Raw genomic sequence first — 12,868 nt, 5'->3', positions numbered from 1 at the left:
ATCACGTACGTGACAAAACCAGTCTAGATAAACTAAAGACTGGTTTTGTTTGCTTTTCAATGCTTTTTACTCTACTTTGTATAATGTATATTATGTAAACTAGAATAAAATAAAAAACTTTAGCCGATAATTGCACCTCTCTTTCGACTAATTAATTTACCCAACTAACCTTACAAGTTGTTTGCTAAGCTAGTTAGGTTTACTGTTTATTGAAACGTTGGATTGTTCATTTCTTGATGAATTTCTTTGCTCGCTTCATATAGAAACAATGTTTGTTTTTTACTTGATGCATAATCGACAATGGGTTTTGGATAATTTTCTCCTAAATGTACATGATATTGCGTTTGTAAGGCTTCGTTCATTAGATTTGGTTGATGAATATACTTTTGTGGCACTTGCTTAAGTTCTGGAACATATTTTTTGATGAACTGGCCGTCATTATCAAATTTTTTTGACTGGATAATTGGATTAAAAATCCGAAAATACGGGACAGCGTCCGTTCCCGTTGAAGCAGCCCATTGCCAGCCACCGATATTATTGGCGGCATCATAATCAATCAACATTTTTTGAAAGTATTTTTCACCCCAACGCCAATCGATGTGTAAATTTTTAACTAAAAAAGAGGCAGTTATCATTCTTAAGCGGTTGTGCATCCAACCAGTTTGATTCAGTTGTCGCATGGCGGCATCAATTATAGGGTACCCCGTCTCCCCTTTTTGCCACTTGACAAACATTTCTGGGTCATTTGTCCATTGAATATAACGAAATTTTTCTTGAATAACTTCCTCTTTTTGTTGTGGAAACGTACTATAGATCATATTGTAAAAGTCGCGCCAAGCTAATTCTTTTTTGAAGGTTTCTTTACTTAAGCTAGAAGGCGCAGATGCAAGCTCTTGCCAAATGGTGCGAATCGAAAGTTCTCCCGTTCTTAAAAAAGTAGACAGATGACTCGTTTGATCCTGATAAGGGAAATCACGCTTATTTTCATAGGATTGAAGTTTTTGATCAATAAAAGTATTTAAGCACCTTCTGGCTGTTTTTTCGCCGACACTATAGTGTGTTAAAGGAATCCTCGCAATCTGTTCCCCATATGCTGCTTCCTCTTCTGGAAAAAGACACGCACTAAAAATTTTTTCAGCTGTATAGGAAACAGGAATCGGGGTTTCTTTAGGCGCCTCTTTCCATTTATTGTAATAGGGCGTAAACACTTGGTACTTACTGCCATCGTTCTTCTTAATTTCTTCAGAGCCATGCAAATAGGCATCTTGAAAAGAGAAAGACTGAATATTATTTTCTTCAAAAAAGCGCATAGCTTGCTGGTCCCGCTTTGCCCCAAAGCCACAAGTATCTTCATTAAAATAAATGGCCTGCCAATCGGGTAATTTGCGTTTCAAACGTGAAAATAAATCTAATGGTTCGCCGACCATGATTTGTAAATGTGCCTCTTGATCGATTCGTTCTTTAAGCGAGGCTAAACTTGCAAAAAAAGCGTTATGATTAGCACTTTCTTGAATAAATTGTTGAGGATTCATTTGGAATAATAAAATCAATTCATCAGCTGCAGAATTTTGTAACGCGTGTGCTAATGCTTTATTATCCTGTAATCGTAAATCACGTCTAAACCACATTACTCTTTTCATTTTTAAATCCTCCTAAATACTTCGTCTTGCTTATCGTAACCGTGACTGCTGATTTTTAAAAGCAACTTGCCTAGACTTTTCAAAAAGCCGATAAAAACTGGGTTTTCAGCTTTTATCGGCTTTTTGATTTAAATTAATAGGAAATATTAAAAGCTTTCATATCTTTCTCAATATATTGTAGGACTTCTGTATTGCCAAAAAATTGTGTAAAATAATAGGCTTGACGATAGTCATCAGCTGTGTCTTCCCCGAGCATTTGTTTGTTAAAGGCTTTTTCATATAAAAGATAATCTAGCAAATAAATGGAGTGTTTGTCACGACAAATCTGAATCCCTTTTTCGCTTAAAATGACACTTTTTTGGTAGTCTTTCATTTCCGAGTAGAATTTAGCAGAATTATAATAAATTCTACAACGCTCCAAGGAACATTCTAATTTAAATTGTTCCAATTCTTGTAATGATTTTTCGTAATACACTTGCGCTTTTCTCATATCTTTTTCCAGTTCGTATAGCGTACCTAGCGCATTCAGGCTTAAAATGTTGTAAATATTGACTTTACGGTCAATTTCCGCGCCCCGGTATAGGTAAAACAAGGCCTCTGCTTTATCTTTTTTTCCTAATAAACAAGTAATTCCCTTATAATATAACAATTTAGTCGTTAGTTCATTATTAGATAAGATAAGACCTTCAGGCACTTCTTGTAATAAATTGTAGGCCTCTAAGTGAAATAACCGTAAAGATAAATCCTCGACTTTGTTTAGTAGATTTTCAATTTTCTTTTCTTCAGAAATCATCATGCATTCTTCTACTTCTAAATCTAATCGGAGGCAAATAGATGAGAAAATATCTAAACTGTCACATAGATTACGGTTTTCAATATTACTAATTGTTGCTTGCGTACAGATGCCGTTAGCCAGCTCTGATTGTGTGATTTTTTTAAGTTTTCTCGCTTGTTTTATTTTGTCTCCTGCTACCTTCACGAACAGACCTCCACTTGTATTATTATGTAAATTCATTAAAAAATGTTATACTTTGATTATCAATTAAAGGAGGTACATGCTATGTTTGATTTACTTGCATTATTGACTGGAACATCAACTTATGGCAACGTTCCCCATGTTTAATTAGTCAATGCGTGTCAAGTATGGTCTTCCATACTTGGCATGTTTCCTTTAAAACTGACTCAATCATACTACAAACGGATAGACAAATACAACCGAAAATCATTGGTATTTTATTAAGAAAAAGAACAGCAAGAAGTGATAACTACTTCTTGCTGTTCTTTTGTTTAGTTAGGTGTATTTAGATTTAAAATAATTTGTTCCGGCGTAATTTCATTATGATCTGACATCATTGGTTCTACGCTTAAATAACTTGAAGTATTTGTAATGATAACCATGACAGTTGAGTCAAGCCCAGCTTCTTTAATGGCTTTTCGATCGAACGTTCCTAAAAGATCTCCTTTTTTAACACGGTGACCTTGGGTTACTTGTGTCTGAAAGACCTCCTGCCCCAATGTGACAGTATCAATTCCTATATGAATTAATACTTCAGCTCCTGCGTCCGTTTGGATACCATAAGCGTGCCCAGTTTCTGCAACCAAGTTTAATAAACCATCTGCAGGCGCGTAAACCTTGTTCGCTGTTGGCATGATTGCTAAACCTTTGCCCATCATCTCGCTTGAAAATACTGGGTCATTAACAGCAGTAAGATTCATGGCGTAACCAGTTACCGGAGAAAAAAGTTGTTCATCTAAGGTATTGTGTTGCATTTCAAAGACTTCGCGTTCTTCCTCTTCGATTACTTTATCTGAAATCAAAACTTCTTGCGGAATTGCAAATAGACTGGTTAATGCATAACATACACCGACAGATAAAAGTGCGACTAATAAATAGATCACTAATTGATGTGCACTATAGATATACATTAAGAAAGAAGGAATAACGGCTAATCCATAAGAATTTGATTGAATATGAAAAATAGCTAAAATTGCTCCGCCTAAACCTGATGTAAACAAGACACATAGCAGCGGTTTTAAGTTCCAACGAATAAGTAATCCAAATAACACAGGCTCACTAACTCCAAATAATTGAGACAACATAGAACCAATGGCTGTCGACTTCACTTTGCTATCTTGCGCTTTTTTCGCAAAGGCTAAACAACTGCCAACGTTGGCAAACCCATACATGGCACATATTGTAATCAATGCATTAAATCCTGTATTTGCTAATAATGATGTTTCTACCATAGTTAGTGTATGATGAATACCAATCAAAACCATTAAAGGATATGAGGCACCAATCACGAAACCACCTAGTCCTAAGGGCAACCCAATCAACCATTGGACAACATCTACCATGCCTAACTCAACGGTATGCAAAATTGGGCCAATTCCGAGAATCATGATTAAAAAAGTAATTAACATAGTCATAAAAGGTGTAAAAATTTGATCAAGAATATTCGGCATCTTTTTTCGGAAAAAAAGTTCAATCTTTGCGCCAATTATACCAGCAGCAATTGCACTTAAAACGGAACCTTGTGCACCGACAACTGGGATAAAACCAAAAGCCATAATAGCTTTCACGCCAGAATCTGGTGTTGCAACTGCATAAGCGTTTGGTAAAATGGGTGATACCATCATTAAACCAATAACAATCCCGATTACAGGCGTCGCATTAAATGCTTTAAAGGTAGACCAAACAATCAAAGCTGGCAAAAAGGCAAAGACGGTATCTGTAATGACAGAGACAATTTGTTGAAAGCTTTCAGGAATATTGGCTACACTTGCTCCGAATAATTGTAAAAAAGTGTCGTTAAAAATAACACCTTTTAACCCTAGGAACAATCCTGTTGCTGCAATTACTGGAACAATTGGAATGAATATTTCACTTAAAATGCGCATTGTTTTGCGCATGCCCGTTTCATTATTTTTTAAAATTGCTGTTTGCTCTGCTTTTGACACAACATTGATTCCAAGTTTTTCTATTTCATCATACACTTTAGTCACAATACCAGTTCCTAAAATCACTTGGTATTGACCGCCATTATAAAAGACACCTTTTACTAAATCAATTTTTTCTAGTTGTTTACCATCTACTTGTTCGTGGTCCTTCAAAATAAAACGTAACCGCGTTTGACAATGGGTGACCGATATAATGTTATCCATACCGATTAATTGAATAATGTCTTTGGCTGCCTGCTGATAATTTTCTGCCATGTTATACTCCTCCTAGCTACTCATTTATAGTAATCAATAGTCCTTGATAGCTTTTTAATAATGTTCCCTGCTGAACTAATTGCTCTCGTTCTTCAGACTGTGTATCAAAAATAACTGTGCCATTAACTAAATAATGAGGGATTGGAACCGCCTCACCAAAATTAAAAAAGGCGTAAATCGTTTTTTCATTTAATTTGCATTTATAAGCAATAACATTATCTGGAAGATTTGATAGTCCCTCAAATGTTCCATAAAGTAAGATGTCTGTATAGGGACTCTTTTGACGAAATGCAATCATCCGCTTATAGAAATGAAAAATACTTTGACTATTTTTTATTTCTGCTTCGGCATTGATTTCTTTATAATTATCCACCATTCCTAACCAAGGCTTGACGCTTGAAAAACCGCCATACATAGAATCATTCCATGGAAAAGGCGTGCGGGCATTGTCTCGACTACGCAAATTGACAAGTGACAAGGCTTCTTTGGGCGTAAATCCTTCTTTTATTGCTCGATAGTATTGATCAATGCTAGAAATATCATCGAATTCATCAATCGAACCCCTTTCAAAATTGGTCATTCCTAATTCTTGTCCTTGGTAAATAAAAGGCGTGCCCCTTAAAAAGAAATACATGGCGCCGAATGTTTTAACCGCATTTGGCTGTTGAGCCTGTTCTTTTAAATATTTCGTTGTCGCTCGAGGTTGATCATGATTTTCAATAAAATTTGCACTCCAACCAGCCTCTTGCATGGCTTCTTGCTGTTTGAAAATTAATGTGCGTAAATCATTCCAAGACCAATCGATTCTATAAAACCATTCGCTTCCTGATTTCACATCCAAATCAGCCCATTTGAAGTCAAAAATCATGTCGAAATACCCTGTTTCTCCAATAAATTCTGATAAATTTGGATAATTGACGCCGGCCGCTTCGGCAACTGTGACAATATCAAAGCCAGCAAAAGCTTTTTCTTTTAATTCGTTCAGAAAGTCACTCATTCCTGGCATGTTTCTACTAGCTTTTGTTACTTTGGCTAATTGATCTGCCCCATCAGCAGGTAAGTTTGTCCAAGTCAAATCTTTCTTAATAAAATTAATCGCATCTACACGAAAACCAGCAATTCCTTTGTTTAACCAAAAACGAATCATTTGATAGATTTCTTTGCGTAGTTCAGGATTTTCCCAATTTAAATCCGGCTGTTTTTTATGAAAGGCATGAAAGTAGTAGGCATCTTCCCCAGGTAATTTTTCCCAAACACTACCACCGAAGTTAGACCGCCAATTTGTAGGTGCTTCTCGTCCTTCTTTTATAATATAAAACTCTCGAAAACGACTTTGAGGATTTTTTAAAACATCTTGAAACCAAGCATGTTCATCAGATGTATGGTTTACCACCAAATCTAAAATAACTTTTATCTTTCGTTTTTTTGCTTCTTCAATGAGTTCATCGAAGTCTGCCATTGTACCAAAATCGCTAGAAATACCATAATAGTCTGAAATATCATATCCATTGTCAGCCATTGGCGACGGGTACATTGGACTCAGCCAAATCAGCGTAATTCCTAAATTTTCTAAGTAATCCAGTTTTTTAATAATGCCTTGTAAATCACCGATTCCGTCATTATTACTATCCGAAAAGCTACGTGGATAAATTTGATAGGCCACTTCTTTTTGCCACCAATTTCTGTTCATTCTGGTTCTCCTCACTCTTAAACTAGTCCTGTTAATTTTTTCTGTAACCGTTTTTACATTTTGTATGATACTCGTTTTTGCGTAATATGTCAAACGTTTATCATAAATAAATGTAAATTATAATATTCTTTTGATTTAAATAGATTTATATATGTTATACGTTTGACTTTTTTCTGATTTGTTTATACTATTAGACTAACTACTATTTTCTAATAAAGGAGACATTACTTATGTCAAGCATCATGAACCAATGGACGGATGAATTACGTTATGTGCCTTATTCTTCTTGGACATCTGCTCACCTCGAAAATCTAACTTCTATTATCGCGCAATCTAGTTGGCGTTTTAAGTATCATATTCAACCACAGACAGGACTACTAAATGATCCCAACGGTTTTTCGTATTTCAATAACCAGTGGCATTTATTTTATCAAGCGTTTCCTTTCGGGAGTGTTCACGGACTAAAAAGTTGGGCCCACTTAACTTCCTCCGACTTAATTCACTGGGATTATGAAGGAATTGCCCTTTATCCCGACTCTGAATATGATTCTCATGGCGTCTATTCAGGCTCAGCTTTACCAATAGATAACCAACTATGTTTATTTTATACAGGAAATGTTCGTGATCAAACTTGGCAACGATTTGCATATCAAAATATTGCATGGCTGAATTCTTTAGGTGCAATCACAAAGGAATCAACACCATTCCTACCTATTAACTCCAATTATTCTTCCCATTTTCGTGATCCGATGGTATTTCCTTATCAAGAAGGACTTGTTTTATTAATTGGTGCTAGTGATTTAAATGGACAAGGAAAAATTGTGGTCTATTTTTCTAAAGATCGAAACGTACACAATTTTCATCAACTTGGCGAATTGACGTTCACCGACCAAGAATTAGGCTACATGGTTGAATGCCCCAATTTGGTATTTATTGATGGCCAGCCTGTCTTATTATTTTGCCCACAAGGTCTATCTCCATCCGTAAAAAGTTATCAGAATATCTATCCGAATATGTACACATTGGCCGAAACGTTTGATTTGGAGAATCTTTCTTTAGTTCAGGCTGGGCCTTTTGAAAATTTAGATGAAGGATTTGATGTCTACGCCACTCAAGCCTTTAATGCGCCAGATGGTCGTGCACTTGCGGTCAGTTGGATTGGGTTGCCAGAAATCACTTACCCAAGTGATGTGGAGGGTTGGGCAAATGGCTTAAGTCTGGTTAAAGAACTCACAATTCACAACGGGAAACTATTTCAATATCCAGTTTCTGAAACAGAAATGCTTCGTCAATCCGCCACTACTTTATCAAATGGCTGCCATTTCTTATCTACTGCTTCTTTTGAATTAGAAGTGGATATTCCCAAAAATGAGATTGCTTTTATTCGGCTTTTAGCGAACGAAACGGGTTCAAAAGGACTTTTAATTACAATTGATACGATTCATGGTAAAATAACCCTTGATCGAACATTTGCTGGCCAATCTTTTGCTGAAAAGTATGGCACAATTCGTGAAACTAAAATTAGGAAAAATAAGTCAGTTCAGTTAACTATTTTTGTTGATTGCTCTGTTGCAGAAATCTATGTAAATAAAGGTGAAAAAACGATGACTGGTCGCTTCTTTCCAGATAAAGCGCAACGGTATCTTCATCTATCCAAGACGGCAAAAGCTTGTTTTTATGAGCTGGAAAATACGAATAATTAGGAATGATGGTGAATTTTGATGGTGGTTAAATTAACGGATGTAGCTAAGCTTGCTGGGGTGAGCCCGACAACGGTAAGCCGCGTGATTAATAATTATGGTTATCTTAGTCAAAAAACAATTGATAAAGTTCATCAAGCGATGGAAGAATTAAATTATCAACCTAATGGATTAGCCAGAAGCCTCCAAGGAAAAAGTACGCAGCTGATTGGTTTAGTCTTCCCTTCTGTTAGTCATCCATTTTTTGGTGAATTAATTGAAACACTGGAAAGAAAGCTCTTTGTTCAAGGATATAAAGTGATTTTATGTGATAGTGAAAAAGATCCAGAAAAAGAGCGCGCCTATTTACGAATGCTCGCTGCAAATAAAGTGGACGGTGTAATCACTGGTAGCCATAACTTAGCTATTAACGAATATGAAAATGTTTCACTACCTATTGTTTCCTTTGACCGTTTCTTGGCACCTGGCATTCCAATTGTCTCTTCGCAAAACTTTCAAGGCGGCCAAAAAGCCACTGAAGCCTTATTTGCAAGTGGTGCACAAAAGATTGCAATTATTACTGGTGCTAATAACACAGGCGCACCTAGCGATTATCGATTGGCTGGTTATAAACAAACAATGGAAAAATATGGCGCAGAAAAAACGATTCTACAAATTGATAATGGGACCTCAACAACATTAAAAAATCTAGAAATCGAACGTTTGCTTCAAAATAAAACTGTGGACGGCATCTTTTGTACCGATGATTTGACAGCAATTACAGTTATGAATATTGCTCAAAAATTGAAGATATCCATTCCTGAAGAATTAAAAGTAATTGGTTATGATGGGACAAAATTAATCAAAAGAATTGCCCCACAACTATCAACCATTGTGCAGCCAATCGACGAGATGTGTGACGTTATGATTGACTTACTGCTTCGTAGAATGAAGGATCCTGATGTTGCGCTCGAGGAAAATTATCCTATTCCAATTCAGCTATCATTGTCTGAATCCTGTTAAAAAAGACACCTGAAAAGGTGTCTTTTTTTATTCTTAATTCCTCATTTGCCCATTTTCCCTTAATTCCAAAGCACAGAGATTAAATAATACAACAACATGATCCCTACAAATACACCGAGCATTAGTAAAACATACCACCAATTTTTGGCGCTATAGGTTTCATTTTTATCTTTTTCGGTTCGTTTCCCGGCAGCCCATTTCCATAAATCGTAATTATTCATCTCTCTCACCACCTTTAATGGGTTTGTTAACTTAAGTCTAACACGGAATGAGAGAACTTGAAAACAAAAGGATCACCCACTTATGCAATGGATGATCCTTTTTGGGCACTATTCTTCTGGTAACCCATTATTTTTAATCACTGATTGGTACCAATAAAAACTATCTTTTTTAATGCGTCGTAAATCTTTTAACTCATGGTCTTCACGATTGACGTAAATAAAACCGTAGCGTTTTTTGAATCCTTGATGAGAACTTAAAATATCCATGACCGACCAAGGGCAATAGCCAAACAACTCAACACCGTCAGAAATAGCCGCATGACAAGCAGCAATATGATCATGCAAATACGCAATTCGATAGTCATCATGAATTTTTCCGTCCTCTGTTAGGTGATCTGGTGTGCCTAAGCCGTTTTCTGTAATGATTAACGGCAAACGGTATTGACGATAATAATCATTTAAAACTAAACGTAGACCAGTTGGATCAATTTGGGCACCATACTTAGAGGTTTTTAAATGTTGATTTTTTTCGATTTTAAAATAACCGTATAGATCAAAATCAATGTCCTTTTCTTTCGAACCCAATGGGTGTTGCTCATCTGTCGGTAAATAGCTAGCAACTAACGTCCGATAATAATTAAGGGCGATAAAATCTGGTTTAGCGGCTTTCAGAATTGCTTGATCTTCTGGCTGTGTTTCGGGATAAATGCCGCATTTGGTTAAATACTCTTGATAGTAACCAGGGTATTCGCCAAGACAATACATTTCTAGAGCATAATTTGTTTTAAAGTTATCATTCATACGAGCTGCCCAAACATCCTCAGGTTTATTGGAACTAGGATAAGTCATCGTTGAGGAAACAGAGGGACCGACTTTTCCCCCAGCGACCAATTGGTGACAATCATTCGTCGCTAACGCATGGGCAACAAACATATGGTAATCCATTTGTGCACGAATTTTTTCAGCATTTTCTGGTGCAACATCGTACATATTCATTCGTTCATCAACACGAATCATTAAGTTTTGTTCGTTCGTAACTTGCCAATTTTTGACTCGATCACCAAACGCTTGATAACAGACTTGCGCATAGCGTTGAAATGCGGAAACGCAGCGACGATCCGCCCAACCATTGTATTTTTCCACCAACGCAAAAGGTAAATCAAAATGATAAAGTGTGACAAACGGCAAAATATCGTTTTCTAAAAGTGTATCAATGACAGCATTATAAAAATCAATGCCGGCTTGATTGATTTCGCCATCACCTGTTGGAATGATTCGTGCCCATGAAAGAGAAAAACGATAGGTTTTTAAGCCTAATTCTTTCATTAACGCAATGTCCTCTTTGAAACGATGGTAAAAATCGCTGGCGACTTTCGTGTCTGCTTGTACAGCTGACTTTTTAAAAGAATTGTAATCAGCGACTGTTAGGCCTTTGCCGTCCTCATTCCAAGCGCCCTCAATTTGAAAAGCGGAGGAAGAAGCGCCCCATAAAAAATCGTTCTTAAATTGTTTAACCATTAGTTTTGCTCCTTTACTTGCATGAAAAATAAATTTGTTTGTGGTGTAATCTCTGTTTGTTTGGTTGTCTCAATTACAGCCATTTCCGCAGTATTTGTTACGATGACTAAGACGGTTGGATCATAACCAGCAGCTTGGATGATTTGTTTATCAAAAGAGAGCAGTTTTTGTCCTAGTCTGACCCTTTCTCCTGCTTTTACGAACCTCTCAAATCCTCGTCCTTTTAATTCGACTGTATTGATTCCAATGTGAAGGAGGATTTCAGCACCATTGTCTAACTTTAAGCCAATTGCATGATGAGTTGGATATAAAGCCGTCACTTGCCCATTTCCTGGTGAAACAATTTGTTCCTCTGTCGGATAAATAGCTAGCGTTTTTCCCATTTGTTGAGAAGCAAAGACTTCATCGTTGATTTGGTCTAAAGATACGAGTTGTCCTTGAACAGGTGCTTGAATCCGTTGTTTTTCTTTGACTGTCCCTGCCTCTGTCTTTAAGCCGGGTTCTTGACGTGACTCGTCAAGCGGTAAATCATTAAAGCCTAGAAAAATCGTTAATAGAAATGCACCAAAAAAAGCAATGCCACAACCTAATAAATAACAAATAAAGGCTTTGGTTCCTGCTTCTGCGTAAACTGGGATGGTCAAGAGTCCTTGGTTAGCGAAGGCTGTCCCGTAGGAACCGCCCCAGCCCATTAAGGCCCCGCCTGCTGCTCCGCTAGCCACCGCATAAATCATCGGTTTTTTTAACCGCAAGTTTGCCCCATAAATGGCTGGTTCTGTGATACCAAATAATGCAGTCACTGTTGCAGAGGCAGCAACAGCTTTCAAGTCTTTATTTTTTGTGCGGACAAACACGCCAAATGCGGCGCCCGCTTGAGAAAAGTTCGCTGCACCAGCAAACGCTAGCAAATTTTGCCGTCCTGTTCGAGCGACATCATTAATCCCAATTGGCACAAGCCCACGGTGAGCCCCAAAAATGACTAAGACACACCAAATTCCCCCGATAAAACCGCCTAACAAGATGGGACTCAAATTCATTATATAATAATACAACCAATTCACGCCGTCACCTAAATAAATCCCTATCGGTCCAAATAATAATAAAGTGGCTGGAATCATTAAAAGTAATGACAGTGTAGGAACCATAATAATTTTTAGAACTTCTGGAATGACTTTTTCCAAAAAGCGTTGCACATAAGCTAACATAAAAATTGCAAGAATAATAGGAATTACTGTGGAAACATAATTGGCTTTGGTCACATGTAATCCAAACAAGGTAACCGCTGATTTTTCAGTCATTAATGAAACGATGGTCGGATAACATAAGGTGGCACCAATTACCATGGCGATATATTCGTTTGTTTTGAAAACCTTAGCAGCTGAATAACCTAAAATAACTGGCATAAAATAAAAAAGTGCATCGGAAGCGGCGCTTAAAATAATATACGTATTCAAAGGTTTTAAATCGACCTGGTAAAAATTGTTTGCGACTATCACAGCGATGGCTAGAATTCCTTTTAACATGCCTGAAGCGGCAATTGCTGGTACGACAGGTGTGAAAATCGCGGCAACAGTATTTAAAATTCGATTACCTAATGAATTTTTTTCTTTTGTGGATGTTTTGGTCGTAAGTTGCTGAGCCAACAAAGGTTCTAGAGCATTATAGACATGCGCGACTTTATTGCCTAAAACCACTTGATACTGCCCGCCACTTTCAACAACAGAAATGACACCTTCTGTTTGTAGTAAGGCTTCTTTGTTCGCTTGTTTCGTATCTTTCAATACGAAACGCAATCGTGTATAACAATGTGTGACATCCACGATATTGTCTTTGCCACCTACGTCTTTCAAAATTTCTTTTGCTATTGCTTGGTAGTCCATG

Annotated in this window: 9 protein-coding genes; 2 read left to right on the top strand and 7 right to left on the bottom strand. The window is 37.0% G+C overall.

The annotated features are described in order from the left end of the window. Positions 1–206: 206 nt before the first annotated feature. The 4 genes from IGI80_RS17390 to IGI80_RS17375 all read right to left on the bottom strand — a co-directional run bounded on the left by IGI80_RS17390 (position 207) and on the right by IGI80_RS17375 (position 6,546). Positions 207–1,640, bottom strand: a complete 1,434-nt coding sequence (locus IGI80_RS17390) for a cryptochrome/photolyase family protein (RefSeq protein ID WP_438724217.1) — start codon at positions 1,638–1,640, stop codon at positions 207–209. A gap of 133 nt (positions 1,641–1,773) precedes the next feature. Further along, positions 1,774–2,655 carry a helix-turn-helix domain-containing protein gene (locus IGI80_RS17385; RefSeq protein WP_002363971.1) on the bottom strand — a complete coding sequence of 294 codons (882 nt, stop codon included), beginning with the start codon at positions 2,653–2,655 and terminating at the stop codon, positions 1,774–1,776. A gap of 272 nt (positions 2,656–2,927) precedes the next feature. After that, positions 2,928–4,856, bottom strand: a complete 1,929-nt coding sequence (locus IGI80_RS17380; protein WP_002360285.1) for a sucrose-specific PTS transporter subunit IIBC — start codon at positions 4,854–4,856, stop codon at positions 2,928–2,930. Positions 4,857–4,872: 16 nt separating this feature from the next. Further along, a complete protein-coding gene (locus IGI80_RS17375; RefSeq protein ID WP_438724216.1) occupies positions 4,873–6,546 on the bottom strand; it encodes an alpha-glucosidase in 1,674 nt (557 codons plus the stop codon). Positions 6,547–6,788: 242 nt separating this feature from the next. On the opposite strand from IGI80_RS17375, the gene IGI80_RS17370 reads away from it, so the two are divergent. Continuing rightward, positions 6,789–8,249: a sucrose-6-phosphate hydrolase gene (locus tag IGI80_RS17370; protein ID WP_438724269.1), complete on the top strand. Its 1,461-nt coding sequence runs from the start codon at positions 6,789–6,791 to the stop codon at positions 8,247–8,249. Between the two features lie 18 nt (positions 8,250–8,267). Beyond that, positions 8,268–9,248 (top strand): LacI family DNA-binding transcriptional regulator, encoded by a 981-nt coding sequence (locus IGI80_RS17365; RefSeq protein ID WP_002363973.1) that lies wholly within the window; start codon positions 8,268–8,270, stop codon positions 9,246–9,248. Positions 9,249–9,307: 59 nt separating this feature from the next. Here the strand turns inward: IGI80_RS17365 and IGI80_RS17360 are convergent, their stop codons facing one another. The 3 genes from IGI80_RS17360 to IGI80_RS17350 all read right to left on the bottom strand — a co-directional run bounded on the left by IGI80_RS17360 (position 9,308) and on the right by IGI80_RS17350 (position 12,867). Further along, the gene (locus tag IGI80_RS17360; protein WP_002361843.1) at positions 9,308–9,469 is read right to left on the bottom strand and encodes a hypothetical protein; all 162 of its coding nucleotides are present in this window, start codon (positions 9,467–9,469) and stop codon (positions 9,308–9,310) included. A gap of 108 nt (positions 9,470–9,577) precedes the next feature. Continuing rightward, positions 9,578–10,987: a glycoside hydrolase family 1 protein gene (locus tag IGI80_RS17355; RefSeq protein ID WP_438724215.1), complete on the bottom strand. Its 1,410-nt coding sequence runs from the start codon at positions 10,985–10,987 to the stop codon at positions 9,578–9,580. Beyond that, entirely contained in the window at positions 10,987–12,867 is a 1,881-nt protein-coding gene (locus tag IGI80_RS17350) for a beta-glucoside-specific PTS transporter subunit IIABC (RefSeq protein WP_438724214.1), read from the bottom strand. Before IGI80_RS17350 ends, IGI80_RS17355 begins: the two co-directional genes overlap by 1 nt. Position 12,868: the final 1 nt, after the last annotated feature.

Source organism: Enterococcus sp. DIV1420a (assembly GCF_051712165.1).
GTDB classification, from domain to species: Bacteria; Bacillota; Bacilli; order Lactobacillales; family Enterococcaceae; genus Enterococcus; species Enterococcus faecalis.
This window is presented reverse-complemented; position numbering and strand designations above follow the sequence as displayed.